This is a genomic window from Rufibacter sp. LB8 (genome assembly GCF_014876185.1).
Classification (GTDB): Bacteria; Bacteroidota; Bacteroidia; order Cytophagales; family Hymenobacteraceae; genus Nibribacter.
This window is the reverse complement of sequence record NZ_JADALJ010000001.1, coordinates 4,185,898-4,201,744: the sequence shown is the minus strand read 5'-3', so window position 1 is coordinate 4,201,744 and position 15,847 is coordinate 4,185,898. Positions and strand designations below refer to the sequence as shown.

The 15,847-nt window shown below is 52.0% G+C and carries 13 protein-coding genes; all 13 read right to left on the bottom strand.

What is annotated here, in order from left to right:
• Nucleotides 1–51: 51 nt before the first annotated feature.
• Complete coding sequence (locus IMY23_RS17515; protein ID WP_192823315.1) at nt 52–1,335, bottom strand: hypothetical protein; 1,284 nt, start codon at nt 1,333–1,335, stop codon at nt 52–54.
• Nucleotides 1,316–1,933, bottom strand: coding sequence for a hypothetical protein (locus IMY23_RS17510; protein ID WP_192823314.1), 618 nt, complete (start codon nt 1,931–1,933; stop codon nt 1,316–1,318). Before IMY23_RS17510 ends, IMY23_RS17515 begins: the two co-directional genes overlap by 20 nt.
• Before the next feature lie 42 nt (nt 1,934–1,975).
• On the bottom strand, nt 1,976–2,536 hold the full coding sequence (locus IMY23_RS17505) for an RNA polymerase sigma factor (protein WP_192823823.1): 561 nt from the start codon (nt 2,534–2,536) through the stop codon (nt 1,976–1,978).
• Nucleotides 2,537–2,899: 363 nt separating this feature from the next.
• Nucleotides 2,900–3,361 (bottom strand): hypothetical protein, encoded by a 462-nt coding sequence (locus tag IMY23_RS17500; protein ID WP_192823313.1) that lies wholly within the window; start codon nt 3,359–3,361, stop codon nt 2,900–2,902.
• A 434-nt stretch (nt 3,362–3,795) separates the two neighbouring features.
• Nucleotides 3,796–4,317, bottom strand: coding sequence for a DUF4442 domain-containing protein (locus IMY23_RS17495; protein ID WP_225986542.1), 522 nt, complete (start codon nt 4,315–4,317; stop codon nt 3,796–3,798).
• Between the two features lie 144 nt (nt 4,318–4,461).
• Entirely contained in the window at nt 4,462–6,003 is a 1,542-nt protein-coding gene (locus IMY23_RS17490) for an aldehyde dehydrogenase family protein (protein WP_192823312.1), read from the bottom strand.
• Between the two features lie 134 nt (nt 6,004–6,137).
• Entirely contained in the window at nt 6,138–7,637 is a 1,500-nt protein-coding gene (locus tag IMY23_RS17485) for a Do family serine endopeptidase (protein ID WP_192823311.1), read from the bottom strand.
• 183 nt (nt 7,638–7,820) lie between these two features.
• On the bottom strand, nt 7,821–8,255 hold the full coding sequence (locus tag IMY23_RS17480) for an Hsp20/alpha crystallin family protein (protein WP_225986541.1): 435 nt from the start codon (nt 8,253–8,255) through the stop codon (nt 7,821–7,823).
• 1,065 nt (nt 8,256–9,320) lie between these two features.
• On the bottom strand, nt 9,321–10,526 hold the full coding sequence (locus IMY23_RS17475) for a M20 family metallopeptidase (protein WP_192823310.1): 1,206 nt from the start codon (nt 10,524–10,526) through the stop codon (nt 9,321–9,323).
• A gap of 103 nt (nt 10,527–10,629) precedes the next feature.
• Nucleotides 10,630–10,902, bottom strand: coding sequence for a hypothetical protein (locus IMY23_RS17470; RefSeq protein WP_192823309.1), 273 nt, complete (start codon nt 10,900–10,902; stop codon nt 10,630–10,632).
• Nucleotides 10,903–11,120: 218 nt separating this feature from the next.
• Nucleotides 11,121–11,663, bottom strand: a complete 543-nt coding sequence (locus IMY23_RS17465; protein WP_192823308.1) for a sporulation protein — start codon at nt 11,661–11,663, stop codon at nt 11,121–11,123.
• A gap of 11 nt (nt 11,664–11,674) precedes the next feature.
• Nucleotides 11,675–12,346, bottom strand: a complete 672-nt coding sequence (gene deoC, locus IMY23_RS17460; protein WP_225986540.1) for a deoxyribose-phosphate aldolase — start codon at nt 12,344–12,346, stop codon at nt 11,675–11,677.
• Entirely contained in the window at nt 12,336–15,713 is a 3,378-nt protein-coding gene (gene secA / locus IMY23_RS17455; RefSeq protein WP_192823307.1) for a preprotein translocase subunit SecA, read from the bottom strand. Before secA ends, deoC begins: the two co-directional genes overlap by 11 nt.
• Nucleotides 15,714–15,847 lie beyond the last annotated feature (134 nt).

The window sequence follows — 15,847 nt, the reverse complement described above, 5'->3', positions numbered from 1 at the left end:
AAAAGCGAACCCCTGGATGGAGCCCGCTTTCAATTCAATTTGTGCAAAGGTTTAGTTAAAAGACACGCTGCCGTATCTGTTGGTCACGGTCACCAGGGCTTTGCCCGAGGACTTGCCGTACTTGCCCTTGTACACCGCCGAGGTGTTTTTGACTTCCCTAAAGCTGTAGTCCACCAGGTTCTCGTCTACTTTCAGGCCGCTGCAGTAGGCGGTGTTCACGTCAAAATTGAAGTTCGTTTTATCGGCGAAGCCTAGTTTGATGGACGTGTAGCCACCGTTCAAATCTACCTTTCTGAAGTTAGAAGCAATGCTGCCTACCTCAAACTTGGAGCAGTACTTCAAATCCATGCCCAGTGACTCCTGCACATTGCCGATGATAAACGTGGTGTAACTCCCACGGCCCGACATCTGGTTCACGCTGCCCACCTTGAACACCGGGTCATAGCGGCTCTCCAGAATAAGGTTGTCCACTTTCTGAATAGACATGGTGCTGTAGGCCGTGTTGGCGTTGATGTCTTCGCCACCGTTGAGGGCCAGTTTGGAATACCGTACCAAAAGTTCCCCGGCCCGCATGTACTGCATCACGCATTCACCGCTGCTGTACTCCAGGGCCACTTTGTTGTGGCGGTTGGTGAGGCGGCCCGTGTTGATTTTGCCGTATTTCATGGTAAGTTCGGTGGCGCCTTCATAGTCTGGCAGCAAGATGGAGCCGTGTTTGTTCACTATTTTGAGCGGATTGCCCTTCGGCATTTTCACCAGGTAATTAATCTCAAAGCTCTTGCTGGTGGCGGTGCGCACATGCATGGGTTCACGCTCGGTGACCAAGGAAATACCTGCCCCGCCCCGGTCTTCAGAGATGCGCACGCTCAAACGGTCCAGTATCTCCTGAGCTTTGGACTCAGTCTCGGCGCGGGAAATCATGCTTACCTCCACCGAGATTTCGTTTTTGCTCCAGGTCTGCACTTCTACTTTGCCAAACTGGTTGTCAATGGAGAGTTTGTCTGAGCTGCTCACTTTAAAAGAGCGGTTCACGTTCTTGCTTTTCTCGGCGGCATACGCGCCCGGCACCTGGGCAGACGCTCGTTCCACCACCACAATATCTGGCTGGCCTGCGGCCGATGGCCCTTGCCCGTTCACATACACGGTAGCCTTGGCAGCTTCGCCCACCACCACGGCGGTGTACACTTTCCCGTTCACGGTAACGGTACGGTGTTCGCTCACGCCCGGGCACGGCTCCGGCGATGGACTTGGCGAGCCGGACGCTTGCCCCTGCACGTCTAAAAAGCTGACGCACGCGGCTAACAAAAGGGGCAGTTTATAAAGGCTTGCTTTCATTGGGAACTTGCGTTTTTACGGTCTGTATGTTTTCTAAAACCTGCAACTGCCGGTTCAATATGGCGATGCGCATTTTCAGGTTGTCGCTCATGGCCCTGATTACAATGTCTTTGTTAGGGGTGGTGAACAGGTCCTGCTTGAGTTGGGCGTAGGCTGCGTCTAAGTTGGCGGCTTCCTGTTCCCATTCTTTCTGCATGTTCACGTCGGCCAGGTCATATTCTTTGAGTTGGGCTTCTTTCTGTTCAATCACGCTCACAAACCGGGTTTCAATCTGCTTTAACTCTGGGGCAATCTTGTCTAGCGTAACCGGTTGGGCGGCGGCAATGCCAGGAGTTTCTGCATTTTGAGTATTCAGCACATATTTAGCCGAGAACGCCAACATGGCCACCAGGGCCACGGCGGCGGCGTAGCGCCAGGCGTGGTGCCAGTTCAAGGAAATCACCTTTGCTTCTTTCACAGGCTCTGGTTGCTGCTTGGTGGCACCGGGCTCCTCTGTATTCAACTCACTGAAAATGTCCTGCCACAGGTCTGGCCTGGGGCTGAACGAGTCAAACTCTTCGCGGTGAGTTTGTACAAAATCCTTTAATCTATCTTTCATGGCTAAAAGCTCTTTGTATTCTATTTTAAGCTACTCTTATTATTAATTGGCCAGTTGCTGGCTTTCCATCAAACTCAATAATTTCTTGCGCGCCCGGCTGTACTGGCTCTTAGACGTGGCCTCACTAATGTTCAGCACTTCGGCAATCTCACCGTGATCATAGCCCTCCAGCAAATAAAGGGTCAGCACCACGCGGTAACCGTCAGGTAAAGACTGAATGGCCTTTTTAATGGCGTCTACCTTGTAGGCCGTATCTTCGTCGTCATACTCCGGCGTGTCTTCCACAAAATCCAACTGTTCGTCTATGGGCACCACCTGCAGGCGCCGGCTGCGCACTTTGGTAATGCTTTTGTTGATGACAATGCGCTTGAGCCAGCTGCCAAACGTGGAATCGCCTTTGAAGGTATGCAGCTCCCGGAACGCGCTCAGAAACGATTCCTGCAGTACGTCTTCGGCTTCTGTATAGTCATTGGTGATGCGCATGCTCACGTTGAACATGGACTTGCTGTAGAGCTTGTAGAGCTCATATTGGGCTTTGCGGTCGCCTTCTTTGCAGCGGGTGACTACGTGCGCGTTTACGTCGGTGAATTCCAGCGTCTCCAAATTCTTACTGGTTAAGGCCTTTTCGTCATGATTATGCGGTAAGCGATTAAATCTCTGGAACTGCCCCAACCCGTAAATTCTCTGTTGTCCCAAGCTTCTGTACTAAAGACTACAGGTTGGTACATGGGTTGCACGGGGCTCCAAAAATAATGCTTGTTATTTTTCTGAGGGGGCGTGAAAAGCCACTGGAACGGGGGTTGTTCTGGGCTGCAGGGTCTTCTTCCCCCTAGTTACCAAGATTTCAAGACCCAATCAATAGGCTAGAATGGCTTTAACAGAACTTTAACTAAAACGCGTTTTGGCCCGCGTTTGGGAAATAGAGCCAGGAAACGGGAGGGGAAGAATTGGATTCCCTTTGCATTATTACTGAATCCTTACAAATAAAGTATAGCTACTTGGCATCTCACATTCTTTACTACTACTTTTAGTGACCCTAACCGTATCCAGATATTGAATAATTTGTGGGAGAATTACCAGTAAATCATTGGGGTAATTAGGCTCATTTAGAAATTCAACATTTTGATATGCAGCATAAGCAGAGGAATCACTTGCTTTTTTTAAGTAAGTTTTCAAAATTCTAAACGTTGAAAGCTTCAAATTAACTGTATCAATTTCTGCCCTTACTGCTACTCTCCCAAATATCCCTCCCTTTAATTCTAACGCATTCTCAAACGGCTTACCATCATTGACACCATAACATGCAGGCAATGTTGGAAGAATGCACCTTTCATCATTATCTTCTTTTGTAGCTAGGCTTGTTTGATTAGCAACTCTGCAACCCAAACAAATAAAAAGTAACATAAATGAAAAAACCAATGACTTCACGCTAGATTCCGTTTAAAAAATCAAACTATATGTTGGGCGTGCCCCTGCGGGTCGGGCTATGCGCTGCAAGTCCTCGCTGGCGCTGCGGGCTTTCCGCTGCTATCCCTCACGCGGGAAATTCAAACCGTATTCTGCCGCAAGTTTAGCGGCAGCGTACCTTGTGGCTGCCCACGCTGTAAGTTTACAAACTTACGTCAGTTGATAAACTGATTCAGTGTATGACCACATGTTACGGCGGCGCCTAAACTTGCGGTAGAGGTGGTTTCTGCGTATTCCGTTTTTGGGCTCATTTCTGGAAACGGAGCCAAAAACAAGAATGCAGGAAGTAAACACCCTGTGGCCGAAGCTGCTCTAGTTTGACCACAAGATCCTTTCAGGATGACAAAAGAGAGAAAGAGACAAAGGGATGAAGAAGTGAAAAAAGCAATAAAAGTCTACTTCTTCCCGCGCACCTTGTAAGACCACGTAATAGTGAACCGTGCTACTTCCTCGCCTTGCTCGTTGCGGCCAATGCTGAGGGCGTGCAGGCTGGTGCCTTGTCCGGTTTCCTGGGTTTGGCGGACGGCGGCGGCAATGGCCGCACCATCGGTGCAAGTGAACGTGATCACGCCCACGGCTTTTTTGGTGAACTGCGCCTCCATGCCCGTCACCAGCATTGATACGCTGGGTTGCGCCTTGTGCAAATACATCATGCTCAGCACCCCAGAAGCCATCTCTGCGGCCATTCCCAGACACGCGAAGTAGATGGACTTGAACGGATTCTTGGTGAGGTAGCCGTATTCAATGGTGACCTGCGCCTCCTGTTCGGTTAGACTTTTGATTCTGATGCCTGCCAAATACGCCATGGGCAGATTCTTGAACAGAAACAGCTTGAGCTTAACCGGGTTGGTGATAATCTTTCTAAAAGCGGCGACAGAAGCAGAGACAGACATAGACAGTAGAACAGTAGTATGCAAAAGGTAAGAATTTTACCAGAATTTCAGGTACACGGGCAACCCAGATTTCCGTTTTCGGCTTCATTTCCGGAATTGAGCCCCAAAACGGAAAAGCCCTCACCGAATGTTGGCAAGGGCTTTTGTTTATCCGAAGGAAATTAAGAACTACAAATCAAACTTGATGCCCTGCGCCAGCGGCAACTCCCGCCCGAAGTTGATGGTGTTGGTTTGCCGGCGCATGTAGAACTTCCAGGCATCTGAACCAGATTCACGGCCGCCGCCGGTGTCTTTCTCCCCACCAAACGCGCCGCCAATCTCGGCCCCAGATGTGCCAATGTTCACGTTGGCGATACCGCAGTCAGAACCCCAATGGCTCAGGAATGTCTCGGTTTCCAGAATGTTGGTGGAGAAAATAGACGAAGACAAGCCCTGGCGCACACCATTCTGGATGGCAATGGCGTCTTCCACGGTGCCGCTGTATTTAATCAGATACAGAATGGGCGCGAAGGTTTCTTCCTGCACGGTGTGGTACTCGTTCTGGGCTTCCACAATGGCGGGGGTTACGTAGGTGCCAGTGGCGTATTCCTCGCCTTCCAACACTTTTCCGCCTACCAGCAATTTGCCGCCTTCTTTCTGCACTTCTTCCAGCGCTTTCAAGAACGCAGAAACGGCGTCTTTGTCAATCAGCGGGCCAACCAGAATACCGTCTTTCAACGGGTCCCCGATGGGCAGATTTGGATACACTTTCAGCAAACGGTTTTTCACTTCGTCATAAATGCTGTCATGGATGATTAAGCGGCGCGTGGAAGTACAGCGCTGTCCGGCTGTGCCCACCGCCCCGAACACCACCGCGCGCATGGCCATTTCCAAATCAGCGTTTTCAGTTAAGATGATGGCGTTGTTGCCGCCCAGTTCCAGCAGAGATTTGCCCAGGCGTTTGCCCACGGCCTCTCCTACTTTCTTGCCCATGCGCGTGGAACCCGTAGCCGACACAATAGGAACGCGCTCGTCGTTCGCCATGCGGCTGCCAATGGTGGCATCGCCTACTAGCATACAGAAAACACCCTCGGGCACTTGGTTCTGCTCCAGCACTTCTTTAATGATATGCTGACAAGCCACGGCCGTCAACGGGGTTTTCTCAGACGGTTTCCAGACCACCACATCGCCGCAGATGGCGGCCAGCATGGCGTTCCAGCTCCAAACGGCCACCGGAAAGTTGAACGCCGAAATCACGCCCACAATCCCCAGCGGGTGGTATTGCTCGTACATGCGGTGTGTGGGGCGCTCTGAATGCATGGTGAAGCCGTGCAGTTGACGCGACAAGCCCACTGAGAAATCACAGATGTCAATCATTTCCTGCACTTCGCCCAGGCCTTCCTGCAAGATTTTGCCCATCTCATAGCTTACCAGTTTGCCCAGCGCTTCTTTGTTCTCCCGGAATTTCTGCCCGATCTGCCGCACTACTTCGCCGCGCTTAGGTGACGGCCATTGGCGCCATTCCACAAATGCTTTCTGCGCCACGGCAATCACGGCGTCATAGTCTTCCTCTGTGGCCATGTTCACCGCGGCAATGGGTTGGCCGTTGGTGGGCGAGGCTATGGTGCGGTTCTCGCGGTTTTCGCCACCCCAAGTGAGGCCGGTGCTGTAGGCGGGGTTGGTTTCTTTGATGCCCAGTTGGGCCAGAATATCTTGTATGTTTTGTGACATGGTGTTGAATTGGGGATTGAAAGTACGAGTATAGGCCTTTCTGAGAAGATATGAAACAAAAAAAGCTCCTGCCGCTGGGCAGGAGCTTTTCAAAGAGCCGTTTTTTGGCCTCTATTTCTAAAATGAAGCCGAAACTAGCGCCCGATGGCGTAGTAGGCGCGACGCCCGTCTGGGTACACGCCTTCAATCAACAGACCGCCTTTGCGCGTGCCTTTCAAAATTTTCTGCACGTCTTCTGGGGTGTTGGTGGGGTTGCGGTCAATGCTGGTGATGATGAAACCGTCTTTCATGCCCGTCTCCGCGAACTGGCTTTTCTCCACGCCAGAGACTCTCACGCCGCCGGTAATGTCCAGTTTGTTCAGTTCCTGTTTGCTGGCCGCCTCAAACTTGGCGCCGTCAATGGTCAGGGATTTGGTCGAATTGGGGTCACGTTTCACAATCTCGGTGTTGCCCGCCGCGTTGCGCAAGGTCACGTTGGCTGTTTTCTCGCTGCCGCCGCGTAGGAAGGTCACTTTCACTTTGTCACCCGGCCGGTAACGGGTTACCTGTTCCTGCAGCTGTGAGCCGGTGTTTACTTTCACGCCATTGATTTGGGTGATCACGTCTCCTACTTCAATTCCGGCAGCCTTGGCGGCACTTTCGTCAGGCATTTGGTACACGAACACTCCGTTCAGGGTTTTCAGGTTTTTCTCTTTGGCCAGGTCAGCGGTCACTTCCTGCATGCTAACTCCCAGCAAGGCACGCTGCACCTCGCCGTATTTCAACAGGTCATCTACCACCTTGCTCACAATAGACGAAGGCACGGCAAATGAATACCCGGCAAACGTACCGGTCTGTGACGCAATGGCGGTGTTAATGCCAATCAAGTCGCCGTTCAGGTTCACCAGGGCCCCGCCACTGTTGCCGGGGTTCACGGCCGCATCTGTCTGAATGAAAGACTCCACGCTGTACTGCCCCGCAGATTCCTGTAGAATGCCTACGTTGCGGCCCTTCGCGCTTACAATACCGGCGGTTACCGTTGAGTTGAGGTTAAATGGGTTCCCCACGGCCAACACCCACTCGCCCACGCGCACGTTGTCTGAGTTACCATAGCGCAAAGCCGGTAAATTATCTGCGTTGATTTTTAACAATGCGATGTCTGTGTTTGGGTCGGTGCCTACCAAGGTGGCCTCGTAGGTGCGTTTGTCGTCCAGCACTACTTTGATTTTGTCGGCGCGGTCAATCACGTGGTTGTTGGTGACAATGTACCCGTTAGACGCGATGATCACCCCGGAACCGGAGCCCTGGGCCGGACTTTGCCGCTGGCGCTGATAACCTTCCATTCCTTCCTCCCCGAAGAAATCACGGAAGAATGGGTGGATATCATTAGGCATTCGGCGCGCCTGCACCTTGTATTCAGTAGTGACGTGCACCACAGCGGGCGTCACCAATTCCGCCGATGTCACAAAGTTGAGGCCCTCCGGCACTATTACTTTGGAGTCACGCATGACGCTGGTGTAGCGCACGTTGGTGTTGGGCAAGGTAGATTCAGACGTGGGTCGGTCATCGTCGAGGAGCTTGTAGCTTCCTACGGCCACGCCGCCGCCCACCATGGCCGAGAGCATGAGACCCAAGAAGAGTTGTTTCGTTTTCATACCAAAAAATCAGCTTTATAGGTTAATAAAATGGTTAGTCTTGGTTGGAGGTGAACGCCAGAAGTGCGCTCTTTCCTATGTACGTGGTCAACGCTAAAATAGCAAAACTAGTATTTAGAAGACAACAAGGACCACGCCAAAAAGGCGCTCAGCGCGCCTTTTTAACATAGTCTTAACAGTTGCTTACTTCACGGCAATCTGGCGCTTCATCACTTTCTCCTCTACTTTAGGAACCGTGATGTGCAAAATACCATCGGCAAATTGTGCGTCAATGGCGGCCCCATCTACGTGGTCCGGCAACTGGAACGAGCGGCTGAATTTGCCATACGCGCTCTCCACGCGGTAGAATTTCTGGTCTTTGGTTTCCTGGTTGAACTTGCGCTCGCCGCTCACACGCAGCACACTGTCTTGGAACTCCACGTTCAGGTCTTCTTTCTTTAAGCCGGGCAGCGCCACTTCTACTTCATAGCTGTTCTGCGTTTCCCACAGGTCTACCTGCGGGGTGAAGCTCTGGCCCTGGCGGCTGCTCACGGTGTCCTGGAAAAAACGGTCTAGTAAACCGCTGAAGGTCTGCGGCATTCTATCTTGCAAGGCTGGGTTTTGTCTTGTTGTGTTCATGGTCTTTATGTGTTTAACGTCATAATCAGGTTTGATACTTCTGTTGTAGTAAATTCTGTACCAATCCATTATTTTGTTTAAAACCAGACAAAACGTCTATTAATTGAGATTTCAGGAATTAAAGATATGCCAGGTTGTCTTGATTATGGTTTAAAGGGAAGCTGACTTGCACCTCCTAGAATAGAGGAAGTCCCACCCCCCAGCCCCTCCCAAGGTAGAGAGGAGTTTTTTGAAATGCGTGAGCAATGCGTGGGAGACAAGGCAGTGCCTGGTCTCTACGGGTTATCGTTTTTTGCTCCATTTCCAGTTTAGAGCCCGAAAATGCCCTAATCCCGAGCTAAAGCACGGGTCTATTGATTTCAGCAAAAGCCAAGAACGCACCAGTTCTTCCTCCTGCCCTGAAGGGCGAGGAAGTTTATGCAGCATCTCCACCAGAAATTGCAGCAACCGACCGACCTTGCGGAGGGTCGCCGGAAGGCGATGTCCCGGAGCATGGGAGGGAGTTGTAGTAGCTGTTCAATTGGCAGTGGCATAAGTCAGCTAAGAGCAGTCAGCGTTTGCCAGGTGCTAGAGAATGAACACCCGCCTGTCTGAGCGGCAGCGAGTTCGGGGGTTCTTGATTCTTTTGGTTACTTTTCTCATCAAGGAGAAAAGTGACAAACTTCAAAGGCGAAGTAAGAAAGAAGGAATTAGGATGAAAGGTGGTGGGTGGTAGTTGTTCTAAAGTGATAGTTGCTAGATTGAAAGGCAGTCTTGGTTGTTGGTGATAACACCAACAACGGCGAAGATTATAGATGGAAGGCTGTGGTAATTGCCTTAGAAACGCCTTTTCGTTAGATCCTTTGGCAGGCTCAGGATGACCGGGGGAATGTAAACATCCCCCTTCGCCCCCTTCAAAGGGGTAATCCGCACAAGGGGAAAGGCTTTTGCTGCATTTAACTTTGGTTAATGGAAGCCAAGGCTTGGCAAACCATCAACACTGAACCATCAGCAATTCTTCAGCAATCAACAATTCCCGTTTTCGGGCTCAATTCTAGAAATGAGCCCGAAAACGGGAATCAGAAATTAGCGTTCCGCGGTCAAGATCTGCAATTCATGGACCGCGAGCCAGGCCATTAAGCCACTGCCCAATTCCAGAGCCGATTCATCAATGTTGAAGGTGGGGGTGTGTACGCCAGAGGTGATGCCCTGGGCGTCATTGCGGGTGCCCAGGCGGTAGAAACAGGCGGGCACTTGCTGGGAATAATACGCGAAGTCTTCGGCGGCCATCCACATATCCAGATCCACTACGTTTTCTGAACCCAGGTACGCCTCGGCGGCGGCGCGGGAACGGGAAACCAGATCAGGGTCATTCTTGAGAAACGGATAGCCGTCCAGAATGGTGAACTCGCAACTGCCACCCATGCTTTCGCAGAGACCTTCAGCGAGTTTCTTCATGTGTACTTTGGCTTCGGCGCGCCAGTTTTCATCCATGGTTCTGAAGGTGCCTTCCAGCTTCACCTCGCTGGGGATGACGTTGGTGGCGCCCTCTGCCGTGACTTTCCCGAAGGACAAGACCGATGGAATTTTGGGGTTGGCCCGACGGCTCACAATCTGCTGCAGGGCTACCAACAAGTGCGCCGTGATCAAGACCGGGTCCACTAACTGCTCGGGCAGACCGCCGTGGCCACCTTTGCCTTTCACGGTCACGTAGATTTCATCAGCAGAAGCCATGTACATACCCGACCTGAAACCCACCTTGCCTGCTTCCAGCATGGGGAACACGTGCTGGCCCAGAATGGTGGCCGGCGCCGGATTCTCCAGCACGCCTTCCTTGATCATTAAAGACGCACCCCCAGGAAATTTTTCTTCGCCAGGCTGAAAAATTAGTTTCACGGTGCCTTCAAACTGGCCTCTGAGTGCATGCAGAATACGGGCGGTGGTCAACAACGAAGACGTGTGCACATCATGGCCGCAGGCGTGCATGACCCCGGCGTTCTGTGATTTGTAGGCTACGTCATTGGCTTCCAGAATGGGCAGCGCGTCTAGATCAGCTCTTAAAGCGGTGGTGGCTTTCTCTGGGTTTCTACCTTTCACCAAGGCCACCACGCCGGTTTGAGTGAGGCGCTCCGGCTCCAGGCCATATTCCTGCAGTTTCTGAAAAACGTAGGCGCTGGTATTATGCTCCTGAAAAGAAAGCTCAGGATGCTGGTGCAGGTGGCGGCGGTTAGCCAACGTGGCAGCGGCGTACTGCTGGGCCAGTTCCCGGATCTGGGCGGTGAGGTCTTGCATAAGAAAGGGCTTGTCACGGCAAAGGTACGGCTATAAAAGCAAAATCCGTTTTTGGCTTCATTTCTGGAATTGAGCCCGAAAATAGCCGTTTCGCCAAGGGCGTTCAACTGGTCTGCCGGTTTTCTGGTGTAGTAAGGATCAAGCGCTTCGCACGGGCAATGCCTACAATGGTGATGTACAGGAGCGGCGGATGATGGAGCGGGCTGATGGCCACAAACCCTTCGTGCAACAGTTCCTGCCCCAGTGACAGCACCAGCGGCAGCGGAAGGTTGGTGTCTTGGGCTATCTGGCTACTAGACGCAGGGTGGTCTGCCGGATCAGCGTGGTGCCTCACCTTTGAAAACAAATCTAGTAAAATGACATCCTGTAACTCCATAGGCACCCCATTTGTAGAATACTTACGAACAAGAACCATGCAAATAGTGAGGCGCGTGGCAAATTGGGTATTTACCACATCACTTTCAGTAATTCTCACACCGCGGCCAAGGACTTACCGAATACCTAAAAACCAGCCCTTCCGTTTTCGGCTTCATTTCTAAAAATGAAGCCGAAAACGGAAGGGCTGGTTCTATCTTTAATTTTTTCCGGACGTGTTTATTTGGGAATGTTGATGGTTTCCTGCACCAGCAGGGCGTTGGGCAGCAGGTCTCTGATCTTGGCCAGCGCGGCCTGGGCCTCTACCCTGGTAAAGAAATCCCCGAACTTCAGTTGATAGGTGGGTTGCTTGAACGTGAGGTAGTCGCGTTGCTCCGGGAGGCGCTGCACCAAGCTGTTGCGCAGGTCCATGGCGGCCTTGCGCTCAATACCCGTGTAGGCCAGAATGCGGTAGCCCGCGGCGTATCTGATGTTTTTCTGCACCACGGCCACGCTGTCCATGAGCAAAGTCACCTGGTTTTTGACGTGGTTGCTGGGCGCGGCAGGCGCTACCGACGCAGTGTTACTCGCCGTGGCCGCCGGAAACTTGGTGAGGTATTTCCTGGTGTCCACCAAGACTGCGGCCCCGCCTTTGGTGTCTGCGGCCGGACGAGTGCCGGTGTTGGCTGTGGTGCTGCCGTTGCCGGTAGACGTACTGCTGGAGGTGGCGGCGCAGCCCATCATAGAAACAGCCACCAGTATGCCTAAAAATCTTTTCATCATGTTTCTCACAATCATACTAAAGCCACGCCGGAGGATGTTCCTATCCGGTCTGCGCCCGCTTGCACCAACGCAAGGGCGGCCTCCCTGGTTTTGATTCCGCCGGAGGCTTTGATTTTTATGTGGTCTGGCAGGCTGGCACGCATCAGTTTTACATCTTCCACCGTAGCACCTGAGGCGGCAAAACCGGTGGAAGTTTTCACGTAATCCACTTCGGCTTCTATGCAAATACCGCAGACTTGCACAATTTCTTCCTTTGAAAGCAAGGCCGTTTCAATAATCACCTTCAAGACCGCATTTCTGAAATGGCAAAGCGTACTCAGTTCCAGCAGTTCTTCCTTTACTTCGTCTAGCTTGCCAGATTTAAACGCGGCGATGTTCATGACCACGTCAATCTCAGTAGCGCCTTCAGAAAGTGCCTGGTGCGCTTCAAAGAATTTCACTTTGGCCAATTGATAACCCAACGGAAAACCGATGACCGTGGCCACTTGCACCCCAGAATCCTGAAGTGCGGCCACAGCCTGCTTCACAAAACAGGGCGGCACGCAGACCGCGGCAAACCTATAATTTAGGGCTTCCTGGCACAGCTGCGCCACTAGAGCCTGGGTGGTGTCAGGCCTGAGCACCGTGTGGTCAATGTACGGGGCCAGGCTTTCTACTGATGGTATGTTTGTGTTATTCTTCAATTAAGACGCAACGGTTGTTGAGCAAATCGTTCTCTACGTTCTTGAACTTTACGTCAGTGACTACGCGACCGTCCATGTAGCGCACGCTCACTTTGTCATTGCGGCCCACGGTTTTCTCGGCTCTGATGGGCGCTTGCTTTTGCACCGGTGCCTGCGGCATGGCGGGCATGTTGGGCACGTGGTCTTCTAAGGTAGAATGCACTTCCTCTTTCTGAACCTGCAATCTTGGCGCTTTGGGAGCGGGCTGACGAGCTTCCTGCACCGGAACCGGTTGCTCTTCCTGCACCGGCAAATCTGCCTTGAACAGGAACGCCACCGTTTCTTCGTTTACCTTGGCAATCATGCGCTTGAACAGCTCAAACGACTCAAACTTGTAAATCAAGAGTGGGTCTTTCTGCTCGTACACGGCGTTCTGCACGCTTTGCTTCAGGTCATCCATCTCGCGCAGGTGCTGGGTCCAGGCCTGGTCAATGGTGGCTAAAGTAATTACTTTCTCAACCGTCTTAATCAACTCCTTGCCTTGGCTGTTCACCACTTTCTCCAGGTTGGCGACGGCGGTGATGTGCTTGCGTCCGTCTGAGAAAGGAACGGCAATGTTCTCAATCATCGGCCCACGGTTTGCGTAAATATCTGCCATGATGGGTGCCGACTGCTGCATGATTTGCTGGTTTTTGGCCAGGTAGAACTCCAACGCTTCATTGTACAGGCGGTCCATCAAGACATCTACCGTTTGCCCACTTAATTCTGATGCGGTGATGCCGGTGTTGAAGCCGTACACTCTAATGATGTGTAGCTGGAAATCTTCATGATTGCCGGTGGCTTTGTACGTCTGCACAATGTCCTCAGCGGTGTCATAAATCATGTTCCAGATGTCCAACTCCAGGCGCTCGCCAAAGAGGGCGTTGCGGCGGCGTTTGTACACCACCTCGCGCTGGGCGTTCATCACGTCATCATATTCCAGCAAGCGCTTGCGGGTGCCGAAGTTGTTTTCCTCTACCTTTTTCTGCGCACGTTCAATGGAATTGGTAATCATGGCGTGCTGAATCACTTCGCCTTCTTCCAAACCCATTCTGTCCATCAATTTGGCAATACGGTCAGAGCCGAACAGACGCATCAAGCTGTCTTCCAGAGACACGAAGAACTGGGATGAACCTGGGTCACCTTGACGGCCGGAACGACCACGCAACTGACGGTCTACGCGGCGTGACTCGTGGCGCTCGGTACCAATAATGGCCAATCCGCCGGCAGCTTTAGATTCTGGGGCAAGTTTAATATCTGTACCACGACCTGCCATGTTGGTAGCAATGGTCACGGCACCCGGTTTACCGGCACCGGCTACAATCTCCGCCTCGCGTTGGTGATGCTTCGCGTTTAGAACCTGGTGCTCAATGCCGCGCATTTTCAGCATACGGCTTACCAGTTCAGAGATTTCCACGGAAGTGGTACCCACTAATACCGGACGGCCTAATTTGGTCAGTTCCTGAATTTCCTCAGAAACGGCGTTGTATTTCTCACGCGTGGTTTTATAAACTTTATCGTGTTCGTCTTTGCGTTGGGCTACGCGGTTGGTTGGGATGACCACCACGTCCAGTTTGTAGATTTCCCAGAACTCCCCGGCTTCGGTTTCAGCGGTACCGGTCATACCGGCCAGCTTGTGGTACATTCTGAAGTAGTTCTGCAGCGTAACGGTGGCATAGGTTTGGGTGGCATCTTCCACACGCACGTTTTCCTTCGCCTCAATGGCCTGGTGCAAACCGTCTGAGTACCGACGGCCTTCCATCACACGGCCAGTCTGCTCGTCCACAATCTTCACCTTGCGGTCTTCGGTCACAATATATTCTGTGTCCTTTTCAAACAAAGTATAAGCTTTGAGCAACTGGTTGATGGTGTGTACCCGCTGCGACTTGTCTTGGTAATCCTGAATCAGTTTTTCTTTCTGATGCAGTTTATCCTCGTCAGAAAGCTCTTTGTGGTTCTCAATGTTGGCAATCTCAGTACCGATGTCTGGTAAGATGAACAGCTGCGGGTCTTCGCCCTGACCAGTAATCAGGTCAATGCCGTTCTCAGTAAGTTCAATCTGGTTGTGTTTCTCGTCAATGGTAAAGTACAACGGCTTGTCGGCCTCTGGCATCTGGCGTGAGTGGTCTTGCAGGTAGAACGCCTCGGTCTTGAGCAGGATTTGGCGCACGCCAGTTTCGCTCAAAAACTTAATCAAAGGCTTGTTCTTAGGCAAACCGCGGTAGGCTCTGAACAAGGCCAGCCCGCCTTCTTTGTCGTTTCCTTCTTTGATTAAGCGCTTGGCTTCTACCAAAAAGTTGCTCACCAATTTGCGCTGGGCTTCTACCAGGGCAGAAACGCGGGGCTTCAACACATAGAATTCGTGTTCATCGCCACGCGGCACAGGGCCAGAGATAATCAAAGGCGTACGGGCATCGTCAATCAACACGGAATCCACTTCATCTACCATGGCGTAGTGGTGCTTGCGCTGCACCAGTTCGCTGGTCTCGCGGGACATATTATCACGCAAATAGTCAAACCCGAATTCGTTATTGGTACCGTAGGTGATGTCTGCCTGATAAGCTTTGCGACGGGCGTCTGTGTTAGGCTGGTGCTTGTCAATACAGTCAATGGTGATGCCATGGAACTCAAACAAGGGCGCCATCCACTCAGAGTCACGCTTGGCCAGGTAATCATTGACCGTTACCACGTGCACGCCGCGTTTGGCCAGGGCGTTCAGGAACGATGGCAGCGTAGCCACCAATGTTTTTCCTTCCCCTGTCGCCATTTCGGCAATTTTACCTTGATGGAGAACGATACCACCAATTAGCTGAACGTCATAGTGGAGCATGTCCCAGACTACCTCAGTACCGGCGGCTTGCCAGCGGTTGGCCCATACAGCCTGGTCACCGTTGATGACTACGTTTGGTTTGCGGGCGGCCAGTTCACGGTCAAGGTCGGTGGCCGTCACGGTCATTTGGCCGTTCTCTTTGAAGCGGCGCGCGGTTTCCTTCACAATAGCGAAGGCTTGCGGCAACACTTCCATCAAGACTACTTCCAGGTCTTTGTTGCGGTCTTTCTCCAGCGCGTCAATTTCCTGGAAAACTTCTTCTTTCTGCGAAATATCTAAGCTGGTTTCGGCTTCAATGCGGGCATGGAGCGCGGCTATTTTATCATCAATGGGCTTGAGGCGGTCAGCAATGGCGGCTTGCACTTCCTGCGTACGGCGGCGCAGCTGGTCATCAGAGACAGAGGCGAGCTTGGCGAACTCCTGGTTGATGAGCGCCACATATGGAAACACGCCCTTGATATCTCTATCTGACTTGGTACCGAAAATTTTGGCGACCGTCTTCCCAAAAAAATCAAACATAAAAGACTATATTAAAAGGTATCTATTGCAATCTCAAAAATACGCGGTTTTTCCGACATTTTCCTATCTAGCCAAAACAATACCACAGACACAGCCGCGCCCCGCACCTGACGTGATGGCAGAAAGTTGTAGCG

Bases quoted from the DNA above. Each gene is read 5' to 3' on its own strand.
- IMY23_RS17480 (WP_225986541.1), bottom strand. From the start codon at position 8,255: ATGAACACAACAAGACAAAACCCAGCCTTGCAAGATAGAATGCCGCAG.
- IMY23_RS17515 (WP_192823315.1), bottom strand. From the start codon at position 1,335: ATGAAAGCAAGCCTTTATAAACTGCCCCTTTTGTTAGCCGCGTGCGTC.
- IMY23_RS17485 (WP_192823311.1), bottom strand. From the start codon at position 7,637: ATGAAAACGAAACAACTCTTCTTGGGTCTCATGCTCTCGGCCATGGTG.
- IMY23_RS17465 (WP_192823308.1), bottom strand. From the start codon at position 11,663: ATGATGAAAAGATTTTTAGGCATACTGGTGGCTGTTTCTATGATGGGC.
- IMY23_RS17510 (WP_192823314.1), bottom strand. From the start codon at position 1,933: ATGAAAGATAGATTAAAGGATTTTGTACAAACTCACCGCGAAGAGTTT.
- IMY23_RS17470 (WP_192823309.1), bottom strand. From the start codon at position 10,902: ATGGAGTTACAGGATGTCATTTTACTAGATTTGTTTTCAAAGGTGAGG.
- IMY23_RS17475 (WP_192823310.1), bottom strand. From the start codon at position 10,526: ATGCAAGACCTCACCGCCCAGATCCGGGAACTGGCCCAGCAGTACGCC.
- IMY23_RS17490 (WP_192823312.1), bottom strand. From the start codon at position 6,003: ATGTCACAAAACATACAAGATATTCTGGCCCAACTGGGCATCAAAGAA.
- secA (WP_192823307.1), bottom strand. From the start codon at position 15,713: ATGTTTGATTTTTTTGGGAAGACGGTCGCCAAAATTTTCGGTACCAAG.